This is a genomic window from Streptosporangium sp. G12 (assembly GCF_052983175.1).
Genome location: NZ_JBRIQO010000003.1, coordinates 209,343 through 235,723, shown reverse-complemented (window position 1 = coordinate 235,723; position 26,381 = coordinate 209,343). Strand labels below are relative to the sequence as shown.

At 69.1% G+C, this 26,381-nt stretch carries 23 protein-coding genes; 4 read left to right on the top strand and 19 right to left on the bottom strand.

Annotated elements, in window-relative coordinates:
- Window positions 1-217 precede the first annotated feature (217 nt).
- From ACVCAG_RS06140 to wrbA, 9 genes are all read right to left on the bottom strand, one after another.
- The gene (locus ACVCAG_RS06140) at window positions 218-1,717 is read right to left on the bottom strand and encodes a sodium:solute symporter family transporter (RefSeq protein WP_440082394.1); all 1,500 of its coding nucleotides are present in this window, start codon (window positions 1,715-1,717) and stop codon (window positions 218-220) included.
- Entirely contained in the window at window positions 1,714-1,896 is a 183-nt protein-coding gene (locus ACVCAG_RS06135) for a hypothetical protein (protein ID WP_440082393.1), read from the bottom strand. The genes ACVCAG_RS06140 and ACVCAG_RS06135 overlap by 4 nt, the downstream gene beginning before the upstream one ends.
- Complete coding sequence (locus tag ACVCAG_RS06130; protein ID WP_440082392.1) at window positions 1,893-2,396, bottom strand: hypothetical protein; 504 nt, start codon at window positions 2,394-2,396, stop codon at window positions 1,893-1,895. The genes ACVCAG_RS06135 and ACVCAG_RS06130 overlap by 4 nt, the downstream gene beginning before the upstream one ends.
- Entirely contained in the window at window positions 2,393-3,154 is a 762-nt protein-coding gene (locus ACVCAG_RS06125) for a LytR/AlgR family response regulator transcription factor (protein ID WP_362693257.1), read from the bottom strand. The genes ACVCAG_RS06130 and ACVCAG_RS06125 overlap by 4 nt, the downstream gene beginning before the upstream one ends.
- A 104-nt stretch (window positions 3,155-3,258) precedes the next feature.
- A complete protein-coding gene (locus ACVCAG_RS06120) occupies window positions 3,259-4,455 on the bottom strand; it encodes a histidine kinase (RefSeq protein WP_440082391.1) in 1,197 nt (398 codons plus the stop codon).
- Between the two features lie 258 nt (window positions 4,456-4,713).
- On the bottom strand, window positions 4,714-5,169 hold the full coding sequence (locus ACVCAG_RS06115) for an HIT domain-containing protein (protein WP_440082390.1): 456 nt from the start codon (window positions 5,167-5,169) through the stop codon (window positions 4,714-4,716).
- 105 nt (window positions 5,170-5,274) lie between these two features.
- A complete protein-coding gene (locus ACVCAG_RS06110; RefSeq protein ID WP_440082389.1) occupies window positions 5,275-6,435 on the bottom strand; it encodes an acyl-CoA dehydrogenase family protein in 1,161 nt (386 codons plus the stop codon).
- A gap of 27 nt (window positions 6,436-6,462) precedes the next feature.
- Window positions 6,463-6,981: a MaoC family dehydratase gene (locus ACVCAG_RS06105; protein ID WP_362693245.1), complete on the bottom strand. Its 519-nt coding sequence runs from the start codon at window positions 6,979-6,981 to the stop codon at window positions 6,463-6,465.
- Between the two features lie 149 nt (window positions 6,982-7,130).
- Complete coding sequence (gene wrbA / locus ACVCAG_RS06100) at window positions 7,131-7,796, bottom strand: NAD(P)H:quinone oxidoreductase (RefSeq protein WP_440082388.1); 666 nt, start codon at window positions 7,794-7,796, stop codon at window positions 7,131-7,133.
- Window positions 7,797-7,992: 196 nt separating this feature from the next.
- Between wrbA and ACVCAG_RS06095 the strand changes: the two genes are divergently transcribed.
- Window positions 7,993-8,688 (top strand): TenA family protein, encoded by a 696-nt coding sequence (locus ACVCAG_RS06095; protein WP_440082387.1) that lies wholly within the window; start codon window positions 7,993-7,995, stop codon window positions 8,686-8,688.
- 63 nt (window positions 8,689-8,751) lie between these two features.
- Here the strand turns inward: ACVCAG_RS06095 and ACVCAG_RS06090 are convergent, their stop codons facing one another.
- From ACVCAG_RS06090 to ACVCAG_RS06070, 5 genes are all read right to left on the bottom strand, one after another.
- Window positions 8,752-9,219, bottom strand: a complete 468-nt coding sequence (locus ACVCAG_RS06090) for a VOC family protein (RefSeq protein WP_440082386.1) — start codon at window positions 9,217-9,219, stop codon at window positions 8,752-8,754.
- 9 nt (window positions 9,220-9,228) lie between these two features.
- Window positions 9,229-9,804, bottom strand: coding sequence for a hypothetical protein (locus tag ACVCAG_RS06085; RefSeq protein ID WP_440082385.1), 576 nt, complete (start codon window positions 9,802-9,804; stop codon window positions 9,229-9,231).
- A gap of 302 nt (window positions 9,805-10,106) precedes the next feature.
- Window positions 10,107-11,114 carry a YhjD/YihY/BrkB family envelope integrity protein gene (locus ACVCAG_RS06080; RefSeq protein WP_440082384.1) on the bottom strand — a complete coding sequence of 336 codons (1,008 nt, stop codon included), beginning with the start codon at window positions 11,112-11,114 and terminating at the stop codon, window positions 10,107-10,109.
- Complete coding sequence (locus ACVCAG_RS06075; RefSeq protein ID WP_440082383.1) at window positions 11,115-11,828, bottom strand: DUF3618 domain-containing protein; 714 nt, start codon at window positions 11,826-11,828, stop codon at window positions 11,115-11,117.
- Window positions 11,825-12,223, bottom strand: coding sequence for a phage holin family protein (locus tag ACVCAG_RS06070; protein ID WP_440082382.1), 399 nt, complete (start codon window positions 12,221-12,223; stop codon window positions 11,825-11,827). Before ACVCAG_RS06070 ends, ACVCAG_RS06075 begins: the two co-directional genes overlap by 4 nt.
- 462 nt (window positions 12,224-12,685) lie before the next feature.
- Between ACVCAG_RS06070 and mads6 the strand changes: the two genes are divergently transcribed.
- Window positions 12,686-14,374: a methylation-associated defense system protein kinase MAD6 gene (mads6, locus tag ACVCAG_RS06065; RefSeq protein WP_440082381.1), complete on the top strand. Its 1,689-nt coding sequence runs from the start codon at window positions 12,686-12,688 to the stop codon at window positions 14,372-14,374.
- A 109-nt stretch (window positions 14,375-14,483) separates the two neighbouring features.
- On the opposite strand, the gene ACVCAG_RS06060 is transcribed toward mads6, so the two are convergent.
- From ACVCAG_RS06060 to ACVCAG_RS06050, 3 genes are all read right to left on the bottom strand, one after another.
- The gene (locus ACVCAG_RS06060) at window positions 14,484-14,627 is read right to left on the bottom strand and encodes a hypothetical protein (protein ID WP_440082380.1); all 144 of its coding nucleotides are present in this window, start codon (window positions 14,625-14,627) and stop codon (window positions 14,484-14,486) included.
- Window positions 14,628-14,728: 101 nt separating this feature from the next.
- On the bottom strand, window positions 14,729-15,667 hold the full coding sequence (locus tag ACVCAG_RS06055) for a YegS/Rv2252/BmrU family lipid kinase (RefSeq protein ID WP_440082379.1): 939 nt from the start codon (window positions 15,665-15,667) through the stop codon (window positions 14,729-14,731).
- Between the two features lie 111 nt (window positions 15,668-15,778).
- The gene (locus ACVCAG_RS06050; RefSeq protein WP_440082378.1) at window positions 15,779-18,559 is read right to left on the bottom strand and encodes an immune inhibitor A domain-containing protein; all 2,781 of its coding nucleotides are present in this window, start codon (window positions 18,557-18,559) and stop codon (window positions 15,779-15,781) included.
- A 191-nt stretch (window positions 18,560-18,750) separates the two neighbouring features.
- Here ACVCAG_RS06050 and ACVCAG_RS06045 point away from each other — a divergent pair, with 191 nt between their 5' ends.
- Both ACVCAG_RS06045 and ACVCAG_RS06040 read left to right on the top strand, forming a co-directional pair.
- Window positions 18,751-20,112 carry an FAD-linked oxidase C-terminal domain-containing protein gene (locus ACVCAG_RS06045; RefSeq protein ID WP_440082377.1) on the top strand — a complete coding sequence of 454 codons (1,362 nt, stop codon included), beginning with the start codon at window positions 18,751-18,753 and terminating at the stop codon, window positions 20,110-20,112.
- 109 nt (window positions 20,113-20,221) lie between these two features.
- A complete protein-coding gene (locus ACVCAG_RS06040) occupies window positions 20,222-21,988 on the top strand; it encodes a protein kinase domain-containing protein (protein WP_440082376.1) in 1,767 nt (588 codons plus the stop codon).
- 102 nt (window positions 21,989-22,090) lie between these two features.
- On the opposite strand, the gene ACVCAG_RS06035 is transcribed toward ACVCAG_RS06040, so the two are convergent.
- Window positions 22,091-25,027: a metallophosphoesterase gene (locus ACVCAG_RS06035; RefSeq protein ID WP_440082375.1), complete on the bottom strand. Its 2,937-nt coding sequence runs from the start codon at window positions 25,025-25,027 to the stop codon at window positions 22,091-22,093.
- Window positions 25,020-26,375 carry a radical SAM protein gene (locus ACVCAG_RS06030; RefSeq protein WP_440082374.1) on the bottom strand — a complete coding sequence of 452 codons (1,356 nt, stop codon included), beginning with the start codon at window positions 26,373-26,375 and terminating at the stop codon, window positions 25,020-25,022. The genes ACVCAG_RS06035 and ACVCAG_RS06030 overlap by 8 nt, the downstream gene beginning before the upstream one ends.
- Window positions 26,376-26,381: the final 6 nt, after the last annotated feature.

The following is a 26,381-nucleotide window of genomic DNA, read 5'->3' as shown; positions in this document are numbered from 1 at the left end:
CACCCGGCTCCCGCACGGTACGGCGGTGGGCCGGTGCGCCGGCCGGCTCCCGGGCGGCACGGCGGGCCGATGTGCCACCCGGCTCCCGGGTAGCACGGCAGTGGCGTCGCCGACCTCGGCGAGCGCCTCATCACCGGAGCCGGCGAGTACCAAACCTAGTCAGAACAACCGAAATATCGGCCCATAAGCGTCATTCCGTCACAGCTCGCCGGAGCCGTCAAGAGGACCGGGGCCGCCAGTCACCCCGGTCCAGATTGAGGATCTCGGGGGTGTGCAGGCGCACCATCGTGCGCGCCACGTTCGGCGGGATGCGCCCCGGCGTCAGCAACGAGACCACCACCATGACGAGGAAGGCGATCGGCACCGTCCACGCGGCGGGCTGGGCCAGCAGAGCACCGACCAGGCCGGTGTGCGGCCCCCCGCCGATCGTCATCAGCACCGCGCCGCAGGCCAGGCCGCCACCGGCGAGCAACCCGGCCATCGCGCCGACGGGGGTGAGCCGCCGCCACCAGATGCCCAGCACCAGCAGCGGGCAGAAGGAGGAGGCCGCCACCGCGAACGCCAGGCCGACGACGTCGGCGACCGGCAGCGAGCGGGCGAAGGCCGCCAGCCCCAGCGGAACGATCACCGCCAGCACCGCCGCCGCCCGGAACGACCGCACCCCGCCCTTGAGGATGTCCTGCCCGATGACCCCGGCGACCGAGACCGTCAGCCCCGAGGAGGTCGACAGGAACGCCGCGAACGCCCCGGCCGTCACCAGCGCCGTCAGCAGATCCCCGGCCACGCCGCCGATCAGCCGCCCGGGCAGCGACAGGACCACCGTGTCACTGCCCTCCAGCTCCGGGACGTAGATCCGGCCCAGCGCGCCGTACACCGCCGGCAGCAGGTAGAAGGCGCCGAGCAGCGACAGGACCACCAGCGTCGTACGGCGCGCCGCCCGGCCGTCGGGATTGGTGTAGAAGCGGACCAGCACGTGCGGCAGCCCCATGGTGCCCAGGAACGTGGCCAGGATCAGCGAGTAGGTCGAGTAGAGGCCGTACTCCCTGCCGGTCGACAGCGGCAGCGCCCACGTGGCCGCGTCCTGCGCGCTCAGCCCCGGCGAGCCGTCGCCGCGCCACGCCAGCAGCAGGAACACCAGCGGCACGGCCAGGGCGGTGAGCTTCAGCCAGTACTGGAAGGCCTGCACGAACGTGATCGACCGCATGCCGCCGGACATGACGTTCACCGCGACCACGGCCGCCACCAGCAGGCCCCCCGCCCATTCGGGAGCACCGGTGATGGCCCGCAGGACCAGGCCCGCGCTCTGGAACTGCGGCATCAGGTACAGCCAGCCGATCAGCACGACCAGCACCCCGGCCATCCGCCGCACCGCCATCGACTCCAGCCGCGCCTCGGCGAAGTCGGGCAGCGTGTACGCGCCCGAGCGGCGCAACGGCGCGGAGACCAGCACGAGCAGCACCAGATAGCCGCCCGTCCAGCCGACCGGCAGCCACAGCATGTCGGCGCCGTAGGTGAGGATCAGCCCGGCGATGCCCAGGAAACTCGCGGCCGACAGGTACTCCCCGCCGATGGCGGAGGCGTTCCACAACGGGGAGACCGTGCGGGAGGCGACGTAGAAGTCGGAGGTGGTCCGCGACAGCCTGATCCCGAACGCGCCGATCAGCACCGCCGCCAGCACCACCAGCACCACCGCCGTCACACCGTACGCGGTGCTCATCCGACGCCTCCCCCGACGTCTTCCATGCCGTCTCCCTTGACGTCCTCTTCGACGTCCTCTTCGACGTCCTCTTCGACGTCCTCTTTGACGCCTCCCGTGACGTCTCCCGTCGCGAAGGCCTCAGGTTCCGGCCGGGAGATCTCGGGCTCCGGCCCCGGAACGGTCCGCCGCCTGGTCAACGGGCCCTGTCCACCAGTTCGGCGAAGTGCCGCTCGTTGCGTTCCGCCTGCCGGACGTAGAGCCAGGCGCCGACCACGAACGCCGGGTAGATCAGACCACCCAGCACCGCCCAGGGCAGCGGGATCCCCAGCACGTGGACCGCGCGCAACTCCGGCACCAGCAGGAACATCAGGGGCAACCCCGCCACCACGCACCCCAGCACCGTGCAGACGAACAGGGCCAGGCGGAACTGGGTACGGACCAGCGAGCGCATGTACACCTCGCCCAGACGGGTCTGCTCGTCGATCTCGCGGGTGACCGGGTATCGGGGGTGGCGAGGCGCCATCGTGCGAGGGCTGGTCACCACCTCGCGCCGCGGACGCTCATCCCTGCGCGACCGCTCGGCGTCCTTACGCGGCCGGTCGGCGTCCCTGCGCGACCGGTCCGCATCCCTGCGCGTCCGGTCGGCGATCCACCGGCGCGGCTCGGCCCCCTCACCGGGCTCTGCGTCACGGCTCATTCGGACCTTCCCCTGCGCGCCCTGCGAACCAGGAGGTCGCGCAGCTCGCGGGTGTGGCGGCGGCTGACCGGGATCTCGGTCTCGCCGATGCGGACCACGCACCGGCCCGAGTCGATGTGCAACTCGTCGATGTGCTTGACCGCGACCAGATGGCTGCGATGCACCCGTACGAACCCCGCGGAGGACCAGCGCTCCTCCAGCGTGGCCAGCGAGATGCGCACGAGATGGCTGCCCCCCGCGGTGTGCAGGCGGGCGTAGTCGCCCTGCGCCTCCACGTACCGGACCTCGGTACTGGCCACGAACCGGGTGACACCGCCGAGCTCCACCGGAATGGTGTCGGGGTCGGCGCGGCCCGCCCCCTCGCTCTCCGGCAGCTCCGCGGAGACGAACACCCTGCGGATCGCCTCGGCCAGCCGCTCCGGCCGTACCGGCTTGAGCAGATAGTCCTCGGCCTTGATCTCGAAGGCGTCGACCGCGTGCTCCTCGTAGGCCGTCACGAAGACCACCCGGGGCGGGTTGGCGAACTGGGAGAGCAACCGGCCGAGCACCACCCCGTCCAGGCCGCGCATCCGGATGTCGAGGAAGACCGCGTCGATCGGCCGCCCGTCGGCGATCGCCCGGTCCAGGACGCGGAGCGCGGCGGCCCCGTCCCTGGCCAGGGAGACCTCTTCGATACGGGGGTCGTCCCGGAGCAGGTAGGCCAGGTCCTCCAGCGCGGGAAGCTCGTCGTCCACCGCAAGGACGCGCAGGCCGGTCACGGTCACTCCTCCAGATCGTTCACGAGGGAATTTCTAGAGGGTGATGAATCAGACATCGCCTGTCAACTTTTCGGTAGGGGGAAAGGTTCGGACCAGGCGCGGGCTCAACGGGCGGAGACACCCGGATGGTACTTGGGCAGACGGACGCTGACCTTCGTTCCCGCCCCCTTGGCCGTCTCCGCCACCAGGCCGTACTCGTCACCGTAGACCTGGCGCAACCGCTCGTCCACGTTGACCAGCCCCACTCCCCCGGCCCCCGAGCGCTCGTCGGCGTCACCGGCCAGGATGCGGCGCAGGCGGTCGGGCTCCATGCCGACGCCGTCGTCCTCCACGCTGATCCGGCACTCGGCCCCGGCGTCCTCGGCGACGATCGAGATGCGCCCGACCCCGGGCTTGCTCTCCAGCCCGTGCTGGACCGCGTTCTCCACCAGGGGCTGCAGGCACAGGAACGGCACCGCGACCGCGAGCACCTCGGGGGCGATGCGCAGCGTCACCTGGAGCTGATCGCCGAAGCGGGCCCGCTCCAAGGTGAGGTAGCGGTCGATGGAACGCAGCTCCTCGGCCAGCGTGGTGAACTCCCCGTGCCTCCGGAAGGAGTACCGGGTGAAGTCGGCGAACTCCAGCAGCAACTCACGGGACCGGTCGGGGTCGGAACGGACGAAGCTGGCGATGGTCGTCAACGAGTTGTAGATGAAGTGCGGGGAGATCTGCGCGCGCAGCGCCCGGACCTCGGCCTCCATCAGACGCGTCCTCGACCGGTCCAGCTCGGCCAGCTCCAGCTGCGAGTCGACCCAGTTCGCGACCTCGTGGGCGGCCCTCACCAGACCCGCCGAGGCGTGCCCGCCGTACGAGGCGAGAGAGCCCACCACCCTGCCGTCGGTGGTGAGCGGCACCACCACGGCGAACCTGATCGGGCACTCGGGAAGGTCGCACGAGACGACCTCGGGGCCCAGGACCCGGGTCCGGCCCCCGGCGAGCGTCTTGGCGGCGTGGGCGAACGCCTCGCGGGCGTGGTGGTCGCCCTCACCGTCGTAGACCAGCAGCCGCTCCTCGTCCGTGATCGCCAGCGCCGGGGAGCCCAGCAGCTCCCGAAGATGGCGGGACGCCTTCTGCGCCCCCGCCTCGGTCAGCCCCGCCCGCAGCGGCGGCGCGGCCAGGGAGGCGGTGTGCAGGGTCTCGAACGTGGCCCGCTCCGCGGGGCTGCTGCCCAGCTCCCTGCGCCCGCGCAGCACCCGCCACAGCACCAGGGCGGGTACGCCGACCAGGGCGGCGACCAGCAACACGGCAACGAGGGGTTCCACGCTCCGGACCTTATACGCCCGGCCACGCCCGCGCCTCACCCATCGGGATCACACCCTCTTTCCACATCGGAACGGGGTTGAACAGGATCTTCCATGCGGTGCGAGGTGCTCTGGACACGAGAGGAACACCCGGCCAAGCCCCTTTACATTGTAGATCAAGATGATGCGCCACCCTGCGGGCGGAGACGGCCGGACGCTCATCGCCGAGCCCCGTGCCCGGCCGGTGAAACCGGTGCCGGAACGTGGGCGGGACGGTTCTCAGGGCCGCTCGGTCCCCACCGGCAGGGCCTCGCGGATGCGGCGGGCGTAGGACTCGGCCTCGGCGGGGTCCTCGTATTTCGTACGGGGCCAGAAGAAGCCGCGCAGGCCGTCCTTGCGGTTGCGGGGAACGATGTGGGTGTGCAGGTGCGGGACGCTCTGGCTGATCCGGTTGTTCATCGCGACGAACGTACCGGCCGCCTCCAGGCCCCGCTCGACGGCGGCGGAGAGGGCGCGGACGCGCTCGAAGAACGGGCCGACCATCGGTACCGGCAGGTCCGCCAGCGTCTCGACGTGGGTCCGCGGGACCACGAGGACGTGGCCCCTGAAGACCGGCCGCGTGTCCAGGAAGGCGGCGGCCACGCCGTCGGAGAGGACGACGTGGGCCGGTCGCTCCCCGGCCGCGATGGCACAGAACAGACAGCCCTCACCTGGTACCACTTCGGAAACCGGCATCACGTCAGGATAGGAGACGCCGGGCGGCCCGCACGATCCCTCGGCGGCGTGAGAGCGGGGCCGTGTCACCGGGCACCGCCGGATGTCACCGGGCGTCACCGGGCGTCACCAACCGAGCTTGGCCGCGCCCGAGATGAGGGACCTCGCGATGACCATCCGCTGGATGTCGTTGGTGCCCTCGCCGATGGCCATCAGGGGCGCGTCCCGGTAGAGGCGTTCGAGGACGAACTCCTGCGAGTAGCCGTAGCCGCCGTGGATCCGCATCGCCTCCGTGGTGGCGCGCAGCGCGACCTCGGAGGCGAAGTACTTGGCCATCGCGGCCTCGGAGTTCACCGCGCCGCTCTCGGAGCGGACCGCCGCCCAGTAGGTCAGCAGCCGGGCCGCCTGGATGTCGGTGGCCATGTCGGCGAGCTTGAGCTGGATGGCCTGGAAGTCCGCGATGGGCCGCCCGAAGGCGTGGCGCTCGCGCGAGTAGCTCAGCGCGGCGTCGTAGGCGCACTGGGACAGGCCGACCGCGCGGGCGGCGATGTTGATCCGGCCGAGCTCCAGGGCCGACAGGGCCTGCTGCATGCCCCGCCCCTCGGTCCCGCCGAGCAGCGCCGACACCGGGACGCGCACGTCCTGCAGCACGATCTCACAGGTCTCGGGGCCCTTGTAACCGAGCTTGGGCAGGTCGCGGCTGACGGTGTACCCGGGGGTTCCTGCCTCGACCAGGAGCAGGGACATGCCGCGGTGCGCGGGGTCGGTGACGGAGGTCTTGACCAGGACGGGCATCGGGTCGGCGTGCCTGGCGTTGGTGATCCACGTCTTGGTGCCGTTGATCACGTAGTGGTCGCCGTCGCGGACGGCCCGCGTCTGGATGCCCTGCAGGTCGGTGCCCGCCGCGGGCTCGGTCAGCGCGATGCCGGTACGGCGGGCGCCGGTGGCCAGGTCCGGCAGGTAGGCGTCCTTCTGCTCCCCGGTGCCGTACCTGGCGATCATCCAGGCGGCCAGGGAGTGCGAGCCGAGCACCCCGGCCACGCCCATCCATCCGCGGGCGATCTCCTCGAAGACCAGGGCGAACGACACCCGGTCCAGGGCGAGCCCGCCGTACTCCTCGGGGATCGTGATCCCGAACAGCCCCATCTCCTTGAAGCCCTCGACGATCTCCGTGGGGTAGCGGCCGGCCCGCTCCCACTCGGAGGCGACCGGCACGATCTCCTTGTCGACGAACTCCCGCAGGGTCCGGCGGAACAGCTGCTGCTCCTCGTCGAGCTCGAAGTCCATCACGGGGTCCTTTCCGCGAAGCGGCCGTCAGGGGGTGAGCGGACCGGTCCTGGCCCGCGGGAAGTAGTTCTTGTCCTGCGGCGCGTCGCGGCGGTAGACCATCACCGCGCGGCGCCAGGACATGACCTCGTCGCCGTCCTGGTTGAGGCCGCGGGTCTTGCAGGTGACGATCCCGGCGTAGGGCCGCGACCGCGACTCCCGCTTGTCCAGCACGATCGACTCCGCGTACAGGGTGTCGCCCAGGAAGACCGGGTGGGTCAGCCTGATCTCGTCCCAGCCGAGGTTCATCAGGGCGGTCTGGCTGACGTCGATCACCGAGATGCCGAGCACGATCGCCACGGACAGACCGGAGTTGACGATGATCTTCCCGACCGGGGCGCGCTCGGCGAAGTGGGCGTTGAAGTGATTCTGGTTGGTGTTCATCGTCAGCAGGGTGAACCAGGTGTTGTCGGCCTCGCTGATCGTGCGGCCGAGCGGGTGCTGGTAGACGTCGCCGACGACGAAGTCCTCGTAGTACCGGCCGAGGCCGGGTTCGTGCACGGTCACGGTCTCTCCCCTGGACGCCGGGACCTCGACGCTAATCGTCCGGTGTTTCGGCGGTCAATGACCTGCTCCGTGCCGGTTTCCGGGTAGGCCGATACGGCCGGTCGGCGAGGCCGCCCCGGTCACCCGGCGATCGCGGGGGAACGCCGCCGTCAGGGCAGGCGCCCGCGGAGGAACGCCGAGGCGACCTCCACCACCCGCCGGGCCTGGAAGTCCATCGCCTCCAGCTGCACGTCGCCGGGCGGGATGGTGCCGTTGTCGGAGGTGTGGCTGGTGCCGTAGGGGTTGCCGGCCCGGAACTGGACGGGGTCCGCGTAGCCGGGCGGCACGATGATCGCCCCCCAGTGGTAGAAGGTGTTGTTCATCGCGAGGATCGTGCTCTCCTGCCCGCCGTGGGCCGTCGAGCTCGCGGTGAACGACGAGACGATCTTGTTGACCAGCAGGCCCTGGGCCCACAGCCGGCCGGTGGTGTCGATGAACTGCCTCATCTGGGCGGTGGGGTTGCCGTAGCGGGTGGGCGTGCCGAACAGGAGCACGTCGGCCCACTCCAGGTCCTCCAGCGAGGCCTCCACGACGTACTGGGTGGCCGCGGCGTGGGCGGCCCAGCCCTCGCTGGACGCGATGGCCTCGGCCGGCGCGAGCTCCCTGACCTTGCGCAGGCGGACCTCGGCACCGGCCTTCTCCGCCGCGACGGCGGCCGCCTTGGCCAGCGCGAAGACCGTACCCGTGGCCGAGTAGTAGATGACGGCGGCGTTGACGACCGGTTCGGTCAGGACCTCTTCGATCGCCGCGTCCCCGGTCAGGGCCTCTTCGGTCACGGCCTCACATCCCTCCGGGTGCCCTTTCGGGATCGTCCTGCCGGAACGTGCCCGACCATCCCCTGAAGAACCCGTCCTGCCCTGCAAAGACTCCTTGACCTGGGTGATCGCGGAATGCGCGGGACCGCCGCGCGCCGGGCCCCGCGGGGCTAGCATTCACGCTGATCGAGATGCCGAGATCGCGAGAAGAGGCCCCGTGGAGCAGATCCCCTACGACGAGTGGCGCGCGAGTGCCGTCGATCCCGCCTTCAGCGAGTGGATGCGCTCGCTGAGCGAGCCGGAGTGGACGGCGGTGGTGAGCCACCCGTTCGCCGCCGCGATCACCCGGGGTGACGTCCCCGACGACGACATGCGCCGCTACCTGGTCCAGGACTTCCAGTTCGTCGACTCCTTCACCGCCCTGCTCGGGGCGGCCGTGGCCTGCGCGGACAGCTTCGAGTCGCGGGTGCCGTTCGGCCAGTTCCTGGGCGAGATCGCCACCACCGAGGAGCTGACGTACTTCCACCGGGCCCTCGCCGCCCTCGGCGCCACCCCCGCCGAGATGACCTCCCCGGAGCTGGAGCCGGTCACGGTGGACTTCCGCGCCCTGATGGACGAGGCCAGGACCAGCCTGGACTACCCGCTCGTCCTGGCGGTGCTGTGCGTGGCCGAATGGTCCTATCTCGGCTGGGCCTCCCGCGCCGAGGAGCCGCTTCCTGACAACTTCGTGCACCGCGAGTGGATCGAGCTGCACGAGGGCCCGGCCTTCCGCGCCTGGGTGCACTTCCTGCGCGACGAGCTGGACCGGCTGGGCCCCGGGCTGGACGAGGAGGGACGGCTGCGCGTGCTCGACTTCTTCCGCCGCGCCGTACGGCTGGAGCTGCGCTTCTTCGACATGGCCGCCGGTTCCTGACCCCTCGCCCCCGGACCGGGCACGTCGGACGGCCGCCCGCTTCCACCTCCGGGACGGGACCTCTCAGTCCCGGTCCCCCTCGGGGGCGGGAGCGGGGGCCTGGCCCTGATAGACGCCTCCGGCGCCCACCTGGGCGGCGTGGACCTCCTCGTCCGGGGCGTACAGGCGGATCTGGACGCCGTCGGGGTCGGCGAAGCCCATCGCGTGGCCCGCGGAGGCCCGGAAGACCGGGCTGTGCGGGACGCCGAGACCGTCGAGACGGGCGACCCAGTCGTCGAGCCCCTCGCGGGTGACCTGGAGCGCGAAGGGGTCGGCGTCGAAGAGCACCCTGGCCAGGTCGGGGTTCTCACGCAGCGCGATCTGGAAGGCCGCGCCGGGGACCGTGAAGCTCATGCCCCTGATCACGCCGTCCTCGTCCTGGAAGCTGGTGTGGTGCTCCAGCCCCAGGACCCGTTCGTACCAGGAACGGCTCCGCTCCAGGTCGCTCACCCAGATCTTGAGGTGGTGCACACCGGTCAGTACGGCGTTCAACTCGTCTCCTCAGGGTGCCTGCGTCGTCGTGACGGTCGTGGTGAAACGGTGCTCGCAGAATCTCTCCCGCGCCTGCGCCCGGCTGAAACCGCGCTCGGACTCCTCCCTGTCGAGTCCTTCGAAGCTGTCGAAGCCGAGCCTGGCCGCGGCCTTGGCCTCGGTGCCGGGCGCGAGGCGGGTCGTGAAGACGATCCGCCCCCGGTGCGGGACGTGGCTTCCGGCGGCACACCAGACGCCGTCGGAGCGCTCGCGGCAGCGCAGGACGGAGCTCCGCCCGCCGGCGCCGTCGAGCAGCACCGCCCGGACGCCTCCCCGCGCGCCCTCGGGGAAGCGGCCCCCCACCCAGAAGGCGCCCCAGTAGGGGGCGAAGGAGGGGGTCCAGGTCATGGAGTAGTCGAGGGTGTAGGAGACCCGGCCCTGCGAATCGGGGCGCGGTGCGGCCCCGGCCGTCAGCTCGATGCCGATCAGCGGCTCGCCCTGGCACTTCCTGGCGGCGGTGACGCAGCTGGCCTGGGCCTGCGGCAGCGGGGACAGGGCGGCCGCGATGAGGGCGAGGCCCGCGGCGACCCCGAGAGCACGGCGCATGAGATCTCCTGTGTCCTGCCCCGAGAATCGTGTCCTGCCCCGAGAACATCGTGTCCTGCCCGAGAACGCTACATGCGCACGCCTCCGCGCGCGTCCGAGATCAGCATAGTTCGCCCTTCCGGGCCGCAAACGGGTACCCGGCGGGGACATCGGTCACGGGAAGGTCCGGGTGGGCGGAGAGGAGGGGGTCCGCCGCCCACCCGGAAACGGTCAGATTACCCCGACAGACATGAGTTTGGCTCGCTTGCACGCACAGGCATCGGCCGGATCTCCGGTGACCTCCCCGTTCCACCGGCACCCGGTCAGCCTTCGCCGGGACCGGGAAGGGGGCCGTCCTCCTCCTCCGCCTCGTCCCTGGGCTCGGCGTACGGCTCGCTCTCGGGCGGATGGCCTCCGGCGATCTGGCGTTCCCGCATGAGTTCGGCGTCGAACTCGGCGCCCAGCAGGATCGCCATGTTGGACAGCCACAGCCAGATCAGGAACACCGCGACGGCGCCGAGCGTGCCGTAGGTCTTGTCGTAGGAGCCGAAGTTGGCGACGTAGGCCGCGAACCCGGCGGAGACGACGACCCAGAGCAGCACCGCCAGCAGCCCGCCGGGGCTGATCCAGCGGAATCCCGGCTGGCGGACGTTGGGCGCCGCCCAGTAGAGCAGCATCACCAGGCCCGCGGCGATCAGCACCAGGACCGGCCACTTGGCGTACCCCCAGACGGTGACCGCGGTCTGCCCGACTCCCAGGGCCTCGCCCGCCAGCTCGGCGAGCCTTCCCGTGAAGGTGACGGCCACCGCCGCGGCGGCCATCAGGACGACGACCACCAGCGTCAGCCCGACCCTGAGCGGGGTCAGCTTCCACAGGGGGCGTCCCTCCCGGATGTCGTAAATCGCGTTTCCGGCCCTGATGAAGGCGGCGATGTAGCCGGAGGCCGACCAGAGGGCGACCAGCAGGCCGACGATCGCCAGGAGGCCCCTCGTGCCGCCACTGCCCCGCACCTGTTCGACCTGGTCCCTCACCAGTTGCGTGACGTCGCCGGGGGCGAGCGCCGCGACCTGGGCCAGGATCGTGGAGATCACGTCCTGGCCGACCAGGCCGAGCACGGACACCAGCACGATCAGGCCGGGGAAGATCGACAGCACCGCGTAGTAGGTGAGGGCCGCGGCCCAGTCGGGCAGGCCGTCCCGCTGGAACTCCAGGACGGTCCGTTTGAGGACCCCCCACCATGCCCCCCGGGGCAGTTCCGAGGGAGTCTCGGGGACAAGGGCGAGCCGCCCCCGCGAATCGCCGGGGGCGGCCCTGCCGGTGCTGCCGGTCATCTACTTCTTCTTGCCTCGCCGCAGCACGCGGAAGACGACCAGGACGAGCGCGGCGACCGCCGCGATCGTCACCACCGGGCGCTTGCCCGCCTCGGTCGTGACCCTGTTCGCCGCGTCCTTGATCTCGACGGGAGTCACTTCCTTGACCCGGCCGACGACCTCGGGGGCCGCCTCCCTCACCCGCCCGACCATCTCGGGAGCCGCCACCTTGACCCGCTCCACCATCTCGGTGGCCGTGGTGGCGGTCGCCGCCCCCGCCTTGCGCAGGTCGTCGCCCACCTGAGCGGCGGTCTCCTGGAAACGGCCCTTGACGTCGGTCTTGTGCACCAGTGCCTCCACTGTTTCGCCCAGTTCGCGGCGGGCGTCCTCGATGTCCCGCCGCACGCTCTCCGTGTCGTTCCCGTCGTCTCCGACGGTCTTGCCGTCCCCCCTCACGCCGCCGGTGGCACCGGTGTCGGCGTACGGGGTGGTCGTCGCCGCAGTGTCCGGGGCGGCGGCGAGCGCCGCGCCCTCCGGGAGCCGGGGCGTGCCGTCACGCTCGGACCCGGTGACGCCGAGGTCCTCGCGGGGCGTGCCGTCCGGCTGGTTCGGCGGGATGTTCAGCGATCCGCTCTCGTCCGGCGTTATCGGCTCGTCGACGCCCTTCCTGCGGGATCCGGTGGTTCCGGCCACGGCCTGGGGCCGCTCGGGTCCGCCCGGGTCTGTCTCAGTCATCGGTGCGCCCTCTCTTTCACCGCGTCGATGTCGTCCTTGACGCTCTCGATGGTCCGTTCGGGGGTCGGCGGGGCGGCCTCGGCGACCTGGCGCTTGCCGAAGAACCCGAGCGCGCCGGCCATGACCAGCAGCACCCCGCCCACGAGCGCGGCCGCCGCCCACGGGGGCATGACCTGCGCGAGAAGCAGGATCACCGCGGCGACCAGGGCACCGGCCCCGAACAGGGCCACCACTCCCGCCCCGCCGAACAACCCCGCGCCGATTCCCGCGTGCTTGCCCTTCTCCGTCAGCTCGGCCTTGGCCAGGCGCAGCTCGTCCCTGACGAGACGCGAGACCTGCTCCGACATCTGCCGGATCAGCTCGGACGTCGGCAGTGATTCCTTGGTGTTGGTCATGGGCTGCCTCCTCCCCTACAGGAAAGGACGTCTACCCTCTCCTCCCCCGGCAAACATGGGCCTCGCTGCGATGATCACAGGGGGATGCGGGGACGACACCGTGCCGTGTCGCGCGGCGAACCACTCCCCGGCCCGCGTTTCGCACACCTTCGGGCCCGGGGGCTCACGACCGGCCGCCGGCCGTGCCGCGGCCCCCGTTACCGTTTCACCGACCGTTCGCGAGACGACCATGACGAACAGCGTGCTCACCGGCGGCACCCGGGGCATCGGCCTCGGCACGGCACGGCAGGGGCGTTCCTGGAGCGTGGGACACGTCGATCACGCCTCGCGGCCGGGACTACGCCATGATCATAGGGAGGCCCGCGTGTCCCAGTGGTGGAAAAGTAGAGGTACGGGCGAAGATGAGCCTCTTGGGATGGTGCGTGGCACGATGAGCGCGATCAGAAAGGCGGCACGCTAGAGATGGCACAGATCGTCGGCGGCGGAAGCCCGGTCAACGACGCCGAGCGACGGGTCATCGCGCATCTGCGAGACAACGCCCCGGACGACTGGCTGCTGCTGCACAACATCGAGGTGCCCCGCGGGGACGACACCTTCGAGGTGGACGTGATCGTCCTGACCGGTCACTCGCTCTGCGTCATCGACGTCAAGGGCACCCGCGGCCGGATCGAGGTCGCGGGAACCCGCTGGTTCCCGCAGCGGCGGGAGGCGTTCGGCTCTCCCGTCGCCAAGCTGCGCGGCAACGGGCGCGCGCTCAAGGGCCTGCTCACCCAGGAGCGCCGCGAGCTGGACCGGGTCTACGTCGACAGCCTCGTGGTGCTCACCGGGACCGACGCGGAGCTGGTCGACCCCGCCGGCCGCGACTCGCGGCACGTCACCGACCTCGCCGGGCTGATCGGCACGCTGGGCGACGCCTCCCGCGTCAGGCGCGGCCACACCACGGACACCGCGCCGTACGGCACCGCGATCATCGAGGCGCTCAACGGGAGCGTGCGGCGCTCCACGGCGCCGCCGCGCTTCGGCAGCTGGGTGGTGGAGGAGCAGCTGGGCGGCGACAACCGGGTCACCGAGTACCGCGCGATCAACGCGACGGTCCCGGGCAGCGAGACGGTCCTGCTGCGCGTCTACCGGGCCGACCCGCTGGCCGAGGAGGAACCGAGGGCGGCCGAGCGACGGCTGATCACCAACGCCTACCAGGCCCTCACCAGGATTCCCCCGCACCCGTGCGTGGTGCGGGCCCGTGACTTCTTCGCCATCGACGACGAGAGCCGGTTCGTGCTGGTCCTCGACGACGTGCACGGACAGGCGCTGCACCTTCACCTCACCGCCTCCCCGTCCACCCTCTCCACCGCCGCCCGGCTGGACGTGGTGGAGGACATGCTGCTGGGCCTGGCCCACGTGCACGCCAACAACGTGATCCACCGGGCGCTCAGCCCCGCGTGCGTGCTGGTGACCGAGGAGGGCCGGGCCATGCTCACCGGGTTCGACTACGCCAAGCCGGGCCCCCGCGCGCACACCGTGGCCAGCGAGCTGCCCAACGTCCTCGACACCCATTACGCGGCTCCCGAGTGCCAGGCCATGCCGGAGCGGATGACGGCCGCCTCCGACGTGTACGCGGCCGGGGTGATCGCCTTCCGGCTGCTGACCGGGAGGCTTCCCCCGATCACCCCCGACGCCGAGCCCGCCTCCGGCGAGGCGCCCGTGGAGGTCCCCGTGGAGGTCATGGACCTGCTGCGGCGGATGCGCGACCACGCGACGAACAAGCGTCCCGGCGCGGCCGAGGCCCTGGCCGACCTGCGGCGGATACGGCGGCCCCGCCCGCCGGAGCCCGCCGTGCCGGACCTTCGTCCCCAGGACCTCCGGCCGCGGCACCTCGGCCACCCGCAGGTTCCGGCCATTCGGGAGGTCGTCCCCGAGTTCCCCGGCGTCCCCGAGATCCCTGAGATCCCTGAGATCCCCGCCACGGAGGGCGCCGGCGTGGCGGACACCGGGCGGCCGGAGGATCGCGGGCCGGAACACCACCCGCGGGACGCCGGCCCGCGGGCACCCGCGCGGCACGAGGACGAGCACCACGAGGGCCTGCCGGCGCCGGAGCCGCTGCTCGACAGGCTCCGGACGAGATTCCGGCGTATCACTGGAAAACAGCCGTAAAGATTTACCAGAAAGTAGACGCGAACCGGCCGCCCGCCCGGCCGACGGCCGTGCGGGGGCCGGGCCCGGGCTCTCGGCCGGGGCCCTGGCGCGCCGCCGGGCGGCGGGGTCAGTGGCGGGTGTGGCCGCCCCGGAAGCGGGCAAGGAGCCCGCGCAGCTTCTGCTGGTTGCGCGGGTCGCGGGCCATCGTCTTGGCCTTCTCCATGTGCCGCTGTCCCTGCGGGGTGCGCAGATAGTTTCGAATCCGATCCATCAGCGATGCCATGGTGTCCTCCATCTGTCGGAAACCTCCGACTACCCGCTGAGACCGGTTCCAATCACCGCCGCACCCGGCTCCCCGGGGCCGCACCGGGCTCAGGAGTCGACGAAATCGTCCGGGACCATCACCCGCAGGCCGTTGGGAACGGTGCGGATCATGATGGGGGTCATCAGGCGGACCTCACCGTCGACGTCGGCGGCCATCGGCGGGTCGGTCTCCAGGTACATCTCGCGCCCCACCACGAAGGGGCCTCCCGCCAGGCTGCGCCAGCGGCCGCTGCCGGCGCGGACCATGGTCTCCAGCAGCAGGCGCAGGCGCTTGCCCGAGCCGAGCTGGTACGCGACCAGGCGGCCGTTGTCGATGCTGATGTCCCTGGCGACCTGCCAGCCGCCGTGGAAGCGGCCGTTGGCGATGTTGAGCTGGTGGGTGAGCAGCTCGTGGCGGCGTCCGTCCACGGTGAGGAAGGCCCGGAACGGCTGGTGGCGCGGGAGGATCGTCAGGGCCGTGAGCGGGTAGGCCGCGCGGCCGAGCAGACGCTTCACCCCGTGCCGCACCTTGCCCGCCACCTCCACGGAGACCCCGAAACTGGCCAGGTTGGCGAACTCGCGGTCTCCGGCGACGCCCAGGTCGATGTCGGCGACCTTCCCGGTGCGCAGGACCCGGATGGCTCCGGCGAGGTCGAGGGGGACGCCGAGGCTGCGGACGAAGTTGTTGGTGGTGCCCAGGGGCAGCACGCCCAGGGCGACGTCGCGGTGGGCGACGTGCTTGACGGCGGCGCTGAGCGTGCCGTCGCCGCCGCCCACGACGAGCAGGTCGGGCTCGTCGGCCAGGGCCTCCTCCAGGGTGGCGCGCAGGCGCTTGGTGTCGACCACCGGCAGGAAGCGGATCGAGCCGAACCCCTCGGCCCGCAGCGCGCGGACCACGGCGGAATAGTGGCGCCGGCCGCGGCGCGAGCGCGTGTTGACGACCACGCAGACCCTGCCCTTGGTCCGGATGGCCTCGGTGTGCTCGGCCTTGCTTCGAAGCTCTCCCACGCTGCCCCTATCCGATCGGGTGGTTGCCCGTTCAAATGGTAGGGCCCCGCCGTCGGTGACGGCGGGGCCCCGGGGCCCGTGGGCCCTCATCCGCCCGCTGGGCGGGGTGATCTACTCCTTGGGCGGGGTGACCTGCACGATCGCGCCGAGATCGCCCGGGAACGGGGTGACCAGCTTGAGCTTCACGCCCAGCGCCTTGCCCTCGTCACCGGGGTTGCCGGAGCCGAGGACGTGGCCGTTGCCCATGTCGGTCCCGTACAGCTCGGTGGCCGGGGTGCCGTCGGCGTTGACGACCCGGGTGCTGTAGGGCTGGTCGCCCTTGGAGGGGACGACCGTGGAGGCGTCGAAGTCGCGGTAGAACAGGCTGGTGCCGCGCGCCTCGAACCCGGGGTACCAGGTCTTGGCGTCGGTGAACTCGGAGACGCCCTTCTGCGCGGCCACCTTGGTGCAGTACTCGCTGAAGGGCTCGCCCGGCCCCTCGAAGCACTCGGTGAAGGGGTAGGTCTTGGAGAAGGAGAAGGCGGCGTTCGAGGTCTGCACGCGGCCGTTCATGTTCTTGAGCGTGGTGGGGTCCTTCTCGGCCGCCGCGCCGGTCCGCCGCAGCGGGTCGAAGTGGGAGTCGACGAGGAGCAGGCTGCCCTTGGAACCGATGCTCGGCGCCAGTTCGAGGTTGTTGGCCAGCGAGTTGTTGGTGTAGTTCGAGTCGCGGAACCACACGAGCAGGCCGGGGGCGTTGTACTTGACCTTCTCCACCTTCCACGCGCCCTCACGCGAGTAGTTGGTGGTGTAGGTGTACTGCAGGCCCTTGTCGAACCCGTCGAAGTTGCGCCACTCGGCCAGGTAGAACCGGGAGACCTCGCGCTTGCCGTCGTTGACGACCCAGCCCGCGCCGGTGGTGCCGTTGAAGGTGCCGCGGCCGGCCGTCCAGCCGGTGGCGCCGCTCTCCAGGTCGTCGCTCCAGACGGTCTCGGCGCCGTTGGTGAGCGCGAAGTCGTCGACGTGCCAGCCGCGCGGGGTGAAGGCGGCGTCGGTGTTGTAGGTCAGGCGCAGCTTGACGGTCGTGCCGGCGAACGGGGCCAGGTCGACGTAGTCGTGCCGCCAGCCGTCGGTGTTGCCGGTGAGGCCGTACTTCTTGCCGCCGAACGCCGCGAGGTTCTTGTTGGGGTCGGTGTAGCCGTCGTCGGTGGAGACCAGGGCGCCGCCCTCGGTGTAGACCTTCTGCTGGGCCCAGGTGGTGCCGCCGTCAGTGGAGATCTCGACGAAGCCGTAGTCCCAGTCCTCCTCGATCTCGTAGTTGTTCCACATCCAGAACTTCAGGTCGGTCCCGGCGGGCACCTGGACGTCACGGCCGATCTTGACGTTGGCCCACTCCTGGTCGAAGTTCGACCAGAACGTCTTGGTGCCGCTGTGCGGCTCGACCATCGTGACCGGGGCACTGGTCAGGTTCACCCTGACGCCGTCCTGGGTGAGCTTGGGCGTGCGCGAGGCCTGGCCGATCGTCACGAGGCCGGCGCGGTCGCCGGGGTTGAAGACCTTGGGGTTGGCCCAGCCGAGGATCCACTTGCTCCAGATGCTCATGTGGGAGGGCATCGACTGGAAGATCGGGCCGCTGTGCGAGCCGCTGGACATGAGGTCCCAGAAGTCGACGGCCGAGGAGGCCTGGCCGCTGGTGTCGTAGAGGTCCGGCAGGCCCAGGTCGTGGCCGTACTCGTGCGCGAAGACGCCGACGCCGGAGTCCTCGGGCTGCACGATGTAGTTGGAGATCTTCACGTTCTTACCGGGCACCTGGTAGCCGCCGGCCACCGCGCTGGAGTGCGCCCAGATCGCGTAGGTGCCCTCGGCGCCGCCGTCGGAGGACTTGTCCTTGCCCGCGTGGACCAGGACCAGGTGGTCGACCACGCCGTCGGGCTCGGCGAAGTTGCCGTCGCCGTCGGCGTCACCGACGTCCTCGATGTCGTAGTCGGCCCAGGGGAAGTCCGGGTCGGTGGCGACCAGGGTGTTGACCGCGTCGATGGCGAGCTGGCCGGCCCCGAGCGGGTTGTCCGGGTGGCCGCTCATGTCCTGCACCGGCTGGCCGCAGGCGCGCGCGCCGTAGTAGGCCTCGGAGTGCGGGACCTTGATCCACGGGCTGGCCTGCCCGGTGACCGTGTAGGCGCCCTTGGACATCTCCTCGTACATGTTCTTCATGGTGTGGCCGGAGATGTCGATGCCCTTGCGGCCGTCCCGGGGGTCGGTCAGGTCGGTGCGGACGCGCTGGGTGATGCCCTGCTTGGTGTAGAGCATCTTGTTGAAGTGGTCGGGGCTGAAGTCGGGCACCCAGAAGCTGTTGTTGTCCTTGTGGGACAGCGTGGCCGGGTTGGGGATCTTGTTGTGCAGCGGGCCGTTGAGCAGCGTGCCCGCCGGCTCGGTGACGCACTCGGCCGGGTCCTCGCTGTTCACGTCGGCCGGGCGGGAGAAGCCGGAGAAGTCGTCGTCGGCCTTGTCGTTGAACTCCACCAGCAGCGTGAGGAGCTTGGCCGTCTTGACGGTCTTCGACTTCTTGAAGAGGAAGTCCGCCGGGTTGGTCCCCGTCCTGATCGCCTGGGCCTCACGGGCCGCCAGCACCCGCGCGGCGACGGGGTTGCCCGCGGAGTACTTCTCGGCGATCTTCTTGGACGGGCTGACCTTGCGCGCCTTCGCCGACGGCACGGCCGGGTCGTCGACCTCCGGCTCGTCCCTGGGGGGCGCGTAGTTGATGTAGTAGTCGGCCGCGGTCGGCTGGTACCGCGCGACCGAGGTGTCGCTCTCGGCCGACGCACCGCCCACGGCCAGTCCCGTGACGGCCAGGCCGAGCACGGGGACTATCGCGAGGAAACGCCTGCCGGCGCCTCCTCTGCTGACTCTGCCGGACAACGTGTCCCCTTCCCTGCGCCCGGGTTGGCCGGACGCGTCCCACTCACCGGCCCGCCGTATGAGCGCGCCGAACCGGGAGATTAGACGAGAAGGTAAAGTTAGAGTCAAGAGCCCAAATGATGTTGTGAAACTGCAATAAAGCATGTTTTGTCCGGAGAAGGCATGTTGGGACAGGCCGTACAGTCCAACGTGTGACCGCTATCTCCGAACTCGTCGCAGCGCTCGCACCGGAGAAGGTGCTGACCGATCCCGACGTCACCGACTCCTACGCGCGGGACCGCACCTTCCTGGAGCCGGGGAGACCCCTCGCCGTGGTGCTGGCGCACACCAGGGACGACGTCGTCGCCGTGATGAGGTGGGCCACCGAGCACCGGGTGCCGGTGGTGCCCAGGGGTGCCGGGACCGGCCTGGCGGGCGGGGCGACCGCCGTCGAGGGATGCGTCGTGCTGGCGCTGCACAAGATGGCGGCCATCAGGGAGCTGTCCCCCGCCGACGAGACGGCCGTGGTCGAGCCGGGCGTCATCACCGCCGACCTGGACCGGGCCGCCCGCGAGCACGGGCTGATGTACGCCCCCGACCCCTCCTCGTACGAGATCTCCACCATCGGCGGCAACCTGGCCACCAACGCGGGCGGGCTGCGGTGCGTGAAGTACGGCGTGACCCGTGACTCGGCGATGGGCCTGGAGGTCGTGCTCGCGGACGGGCGGGTGATCAACACCGGCCGGCGCACCGTGAAGGGCGTGACGGGGTACGACCTGACCGGGCTGTTCGTCGGCTCCGAGGGGACGCTCGGGGTCATCACCGCGGCGACGGTACGGCTGCGCAGGGCCCCGTCGGTCTACCCGGCGACGATCGCGGCCGAGTTCACCTCCCTCAGGGACGCCGCCGCCGCCGTCTCGGCGATCATCGCGGCCGGCTGCCAGCCGTCGCTGATGGAGATGCTCGACCGCAACACGCTCAAGGCCATCGACGACTGGCGCAACATCGGGCTGGAGGAGTCGACCCGGGCGATGCTGATCGCGCAGTCGGACGCGGTGGACGGCCCCGCGGTCTCCGAGCGCATGGCCGAGCTCTGCACCGCCAACGGCGCGGCCTTCGTGGCGGTGTCGTCGTCGGCGCAGGAGGCCGAGGAGCTGATCGGGGTCCGGCGGATGGCCTACCAGGCCAAGGAGCGGCTGGGAAAGTGCCTGGTGGAGGACGTGTGCGTGCCGCGTTCCCTGCTGCCGCAGATGATCGAGAAGATCGAGGCGATCGCGGTCAGGCACGACGTGCTGATCACCACGGTCGCCCACGCGGGCGACGGCAACCTGCACCCGGTCTTCATCTTCGACCACGCCCTGACCGAGCCGCCGCCGCAGGTGTGGGCTGCGGCCGACGAGCTCTTCAGGGAGACCCTGGAGATGGGCGGCACGCTCACCGGCGAGCACGGCGTCGGGCTGCTGAAACGGCGCTGGCTGGCGCTGGAGACCGGGCCGGTCACCGAGGAGATCCATCACGGGATCAAGAAGGTCTTCGACCCGCTCGGCATCCTCAACCCCGGCAAGGCCATCTGAGCGGGTTTCCGCGCCGCGGCAGATCTCTATCGGCACTCACGCTGGTAGCGTTCTGCCTCACATAAAACAATTTTTCGGGATTTGTTCGGGGTTCGTTTCGGGGGAACACATGACAGAGCCGCTCACCGGGGAGGATCCACCGCGGCTGGGCTCGTTCGAGCTGATCGGACGGCTCGGCGAGGGTGGCCAGGGGGTCGTCTACCTCGGGCGGGGGCCCGGGGGCGAGCAGGTCGCCGTCAAGCTCCTGCACCACGGGCTGACCGGCGATCCCGAGGCCAGGGCCCGCTTCCTGCGCGAGGTGTCGGTCGCGCAGCGGGTGGCCCGGTTCTGCACCGCGGCCGTGCTGCACGCCGACCTCGCCGGCAGCCGCCCGTACATCGTGAGCGAGTACGTCCCGGGACCGTCCCTGCGCCTGCTGGTCGACCGGGAGGGGCCCCGGCGCGGCGCCTCCCTGGAGCGCCTCGCCGTCAGTACGGCCACCGCGCTGTCGGCGATCCACCGCGCGGGCATCCTGCACCGCGACTTCAAGCCCGCCAACGTGCTGATGGGCCCCGAGGGCCCGGTGGTGATCGACTTCGGCATCGCCAGGGCGCTGGACTCGCCGGGGATGACGGCGACCGGGGTGGCGATGGGGACCCCGTCCTACCTCGCGCCCGAGCAGCTCGGCCCCGGCGAGGTGACGCCCGCGGCCGACGTGTTCGCCTGGGGCGTCACGATGGTCTTCGCCGCGACCGGCACGCCCGCGTTCGGCCAGGACTCCATCGCCGTCGTGATCAACCGGATCCTGAACGCGCAGCCCGAACTGGGCCCGCTGGAGGGGCCGCTGCGTGACCTGGTCGCGGCCTGCCTGTCCAAGGACCCGGCCCGGCGCCCCACCGCCGAGCAGCTCGTCAGCCACCTGATGGGCTCGGGTCCCACCACCCCGGTCCCGCGCCCGGCCGCCTTCCCCCTCCCCGCTACCGGTTCCGCGCCCGGCCCCGCTATCGGCCCCGGACCGGAGCAGAGCGGATCACGACGGAACAGCCGGGAGCCCGGCGGGAGGAAGGCGCCCCGGCCGGTGGGGCTCCTGCTCGCCGGGGTGGCGGTGGTGGCCGCGCTCGGCGTGGCCGCCGGGACCGTGGCGCTCCTCCAGGACGACGGTAAGGCCGCGGCGGCGCGACCGGTGGCGACCTCCGCCGTGTCGGAGGCCGCGGATCAGGAGCCGACGCTCATCCCCGACGTCGTGGAGGAATCTCCCCAGCCCTCGGAGCCGGCCCCGGAGGAGGAGACCGAGACGGTCGCCGCGATCACGCCCCATCCGTCCCGGCGCACCTCCCAGCCGGCCGGGGATCCGTACCCCGCCACGGGGAAGCCGACGCCGAAGCCGAGCGGATCCCCCTCGCCGACCCCCAGGCCGACGGCCACCACCGCCAAGCCGACCCCGTCCGCGAAGCCGACGACCACGCCGCGGCCGAGCGGCACCCCCAAGCCCTCGTCGTCTCCGAGTCCGACCTCCAAGCCCACCACCGCGAAACCGACGGTGCAGCCCACCGCCACCCCGAGCCAGAGGCCCAACCCCTACACGGCCACCGGCGTCTGCGGGAGCGGCTACAAGGTGGTCGCCTCCAGGGCCCTGGGCCGCGCGGCGACCGTCCATCTCCTCTACAACACCGCCCAGGGCAGGAACTGCGTCGTCACCATGTCCAGGTACGTGTTCCCCTCCAAGATCGCGATGAACGCGATCCTCCAGGTGAAGGGCGGCTCCACCGCGAGCAACTCCGGCAGGTTCACCGTCTACGCGGGCCCCGTACGGCTTCCCGCCGCCGGGAAGTGCGTCATCTGGGGCGGCTCGCACGGGTCACTGTCGTGGAAGAGCGGCTGGAGCCACTGCGGCTGAGCACGGGCGAGTGTCGCACGTTTCATCGCTTCTCATTGCCTGTCATGTCTTCCAGAGCATGTCGGAACAGATGCGGTGCTTGGCTGAGAAACGGATAGATCCTCAGGAATCCGAGCATGCGGCGGAATGCATCGCCTGCAGTTCGAGTAGGAGATCACTTCCGATGCCGGACCCTTCCCACAATGCTGTCAATGTCATGCGAGCCGTCTCCATATCGTCACCGGTAAGTCTTGTTCCGCGCCAGATCGCGTAGTCGTAGAGCGTGTACAGGTCCAGGTACCGCCGCTGTGGCGCGATGGCCTGATAGGAGGGAGCAGTCATAAGAGAGATCGACCGCTCGCGTGTACGCCCCCAGGGTCGACGGGGATCGGTATCGACAAAGGGCGGGTCCTCACGCCGGTCGATGTCGCCGTAGTAGTACATGAGGTAGCCACGGTTCCACGCGCGCCATTGGGCAGAGGCCCTCGACTCGGCCACGAACCGTTCGAGTCCCTGCCCGTCCCCCAGATGGCACAATCCCCAGAGCAGTGACTGTTGGAGAAACATGTCCTCCTCGCCGGCCACCAGGCGGCGAAGTGACGCTCGCGCGTCGGAGGCGACTCGAGACAACAGGTAGGCGATGAGATTGCCGACGGTCCGGGTCCGCGCCGACCTCCGACCGAACTGCTTGCTCTCTTGATAAGCACTTTCCAGCGCCCGACTGAGATCTGGAATATTCGCCAGGCGTAGCTCGTCGACCAAGAAGTGACGGATCTCAGGTGTGAGGTCGAAGCTGAGGCTTTGCGCGAGGTGCGTAGCCGAACCTTTCATGACCGACTGGGAAACCTCGTCCAGGTAGTGACAGGCGACGAGATACTCGAAGAATGAGTAGTGGACGAATCTTCCCCAAACCCGGCCAGCCACCCGCCATTCATCGCAGATGTGGCCGAGTGCCCGCGCGACGCAGCGAGGCTGGGCACCGAGTTCGGTGGCCACAAGGGCAGTAACCGCGCCCACGCTGAACCGCTCCTCGGACAGCAGTGCTTTGGAGAAGATTACCCAGGCGGCTTCGGTCCAGATCTCCTTCGGTTGCGATGACTGGCGACATCCTGCGGCGGCAAGCGCGATTTCGCTAGTCGTTCCAAGTTTGTCGATATATTCGGCGTAAAGCGTGGAGACGGTTGTGACCGTATCCATACCCGATTGCCCCAGGAACGTGAGCATTCTGGCAAATAGTGGGCGATTAACCATCTGAGTAAGAACGGGAGACTCTCTGATCTCGCCGAGTATCGCGTTCGAGTCGAGAAATCTGGCGATTACCAGCCGGTTGACAAAATCGGCGAACTGTCGATCCAATGTCCACGCGTCGATGGAGAAAATAGAGTCGAATGTGTCGCTCTCCATCGTCTTCGCCAGATTGTCCTCAAACTCTCTGCGCCGACACGTAATGACCAGCGTAAAAGCTTCTCTGAGCCGATTCAGCAGCATGAAGAAGTCGGCTGAAGAGTCGAACTCCGAAAGCGTCTCATCGAGTCCGTCTATGAGCAGAATTGGTCGACCTGTGTACTCGTCCAGAGCACCCCCCAGCGCGAGGGCGAGGTCCGTCCGTGCCGCTTTCCCATCAACGGCGTCGGGAAGCTCTGAGACCCTTATCGCGATTGCGGGGACCCGTTCCCGCAATCGTTGAAGAAGGGCGTACGCCGCGACGCTCTTGCCGCTGCCCGGCTCGCCGAGGATAAGGACCGATCGCTGCGCCGTGATCTCTCCCACTAAATGGTCGACCCCGACGCCGGCCAGATCGCGTGCCTGATCGGTGAACGATGCCGGGACGTAGACACCGCGACCATGCAACTGGGCGATGCTTAAGTCCAAAGGGTAGGCCGTGCGCCGAGCGCCCAAGCGACGAGCCGACCGTTCCGATGCTCGCCACAGCAGTTGCTCCGCCGATGCCTCAGGCGTTTGAAATGCAGACTGCGATCCGCTCTGCCCATGACTTGGCCTCGGTGGATCCGCGCGCTCTCTAATTACATGGTCGGCGAATATCTGCCCGTCGGGAACAACCGCGATGTCCGTCCTGAAATCCGCGTTATGTGGTGTCCAGCGCCTCGGCCATATCCGTAGCCCGATGCGCTGATCAGCACCGACGAATATTGAGCCGACGGAATACCCATAACTGTTCGTGCCTGCCCGGCCCGCGCTGTCGTACTCGTGTACGGCACCCGCCACGACGCGGATGAGTGCGCTGCCACCACCGCCGCTTCCCCGCTCGGAGTTGCCATCGTGAACGTGACCGTAAAGATGGATGTCGACCGACCGGCGAATACGTGCCGCGATCGGGTCACGGTCCCGCAACCAGTCGACAGGATGATGTGTCACGAGGATTAGCACGTCATGCTGGTCCGAAGCGCCTTTCAGGGTTCCGAACTGTGTCAGGCCGAGCTGTAGCCGCTGGAAGTCGTCGTCATCCTGGGAGAGCAGGGCACTGTTGGCGCCGGAAATGCGTACCCTCAGATCATCTCTCGCCTCGATCAGGGTGGTCCAGTAGCCCAGACCAACGGACTCTCCTGTGCCAACGCACTCGCCAAAGTTCTGTGCGAACGCCAAGTAGTTCGACATGCGAGCGCTGAAACGGAGGCGATCATGGCCGCGATCACTGGCGAGAGCATCATCTATCGGCCGATGTGGGGAGCGTAGTTCATCGAGCCAACGCCGGACGTCGTCGTCGCGCGCTATGCTGCGATTGATGTCGTGGTTTCCAGGAACCACTAGAATCGCATCGTTGGCTAGACCAAGTAGGGCTCCCAGCTTGGTGAGGAAGGCGGTCGCTTCATCATACTCTCCGGTGCTCAACGAGCCACCCGAGAATGCTATGTCTCCGCTGACTATTATTTGGTCAACGGGGGGAACTCTGTCGCGCATCCGTCGGATATCGTCCACCAGTGCGTCCAACACATCGTTGCGCTCGGCCGCCCCATGTCCGCCACCGGCCCCGAAATGAATGTCGGACAGATGTATCCAGGTGAGCTTGAACTCGTTGCGGGAAAGCTGAATGCTATTCACTATAGTCGAACTCTCGAAGGCGTCGGCGTACCTCGATACTAAAAAAGCATTGGGTAATGAGGTCGCGGTGTTTGATTCCGGTTTCGGTCAGTGTGACAAGATCATCATTGATGTGGCATAAACCCAGTGATGCCAGCGTTGAGAACTCTCTTTCGAACACAGACAAGGGATCGACACCGAAAAGATCGGCAAACCAGCGACGGTCCAGGGACTGAACATTGAGTGCCACCGCTTTCTGCATCCGCTCTTCGTCGGACATGAGGTAACCATCGGTTACAGGCCACCTGCCGGTGCTGACGGCATCCGCGTACAGATCGAGCGCCCCACGCCTGTCGCGTACCGAATATCCGTTCCGGAAGTCGAGTTCCCATAGATAGCTGCGTGCGCCCGCCCCGAATCCGAGGATGTTCTGCATACCCCAGTGATTGACCTTCTGCAAATATCCGCCGCCACCCTTGACCCACCTCACATGTGTTTCCCGGCGGTAGCCGGCATCTCGCAGAATCTGGTCGGCCATGTCGAAGCGCCGATGGAGGACCCGGCCGTCGATCTGATCGTAACCGCGTCGCTGATAGCCGGTAAACGGGCGCAGCGTAAGGGCGTACGCGCAGATCGTCGGTGGCCCCACACCGACGATCTGCCGGACGGAAGCACACCAGTTTTCATCGGTCTGGTGCTGTAGGCCGTAGATGAGGTCGACGCAGACATTAGAGAAGCCGACAGCGAGAGCTTCCTCAAGTAATCGAAGACCAGCCGCTTCGCCACGTCTGCGCCCGATGTGGATCACTTCTCGCTCAACCATCGACTGATAACCCAAATTAATCCTATTAATGCCCGCGGACTGTAATTCATGGAGCTTCCCGGCGTCAACAGTCGACGGATCAACCTCAAGTGCGGCTTCTGGGGGGATCTGGCCGGGCGTGCTGGAGAAGTGTTCAAGAAGCGTAGTGATGAGCTGCTCGATCTGTTTGGCTGTCAATATGGACGGCGTGCCACCCCCCAGATAGAGCGTCTGTATCCGCTTCTTGCCGGACAGAGGTATATACTTCTCCGCTTCCATCAGCACAGCGTCGACATACCCTTGGAGATCGCGCCGGAGGTCGTTGGTCGTGTAGAGATTGCAGAAGCTGCAGATCTGACGACAGAAAGGCACGTGAACGTACAGGTTCAGATCGTCGAATCGAGCCAGAGACGCCTCGACCAGTCCACTGAATGAGCCGATGGTATCTGACTCGAACGGACGGTAGGTCTGGCGCGGCGGATACATGTATAGGTAATCAGCGTGCGTCTCGGCGTTGATGAGCCGAGTCAGATCTTCGATGGTTGCCTGTTCCAAAAAGACTCGCACTATGCC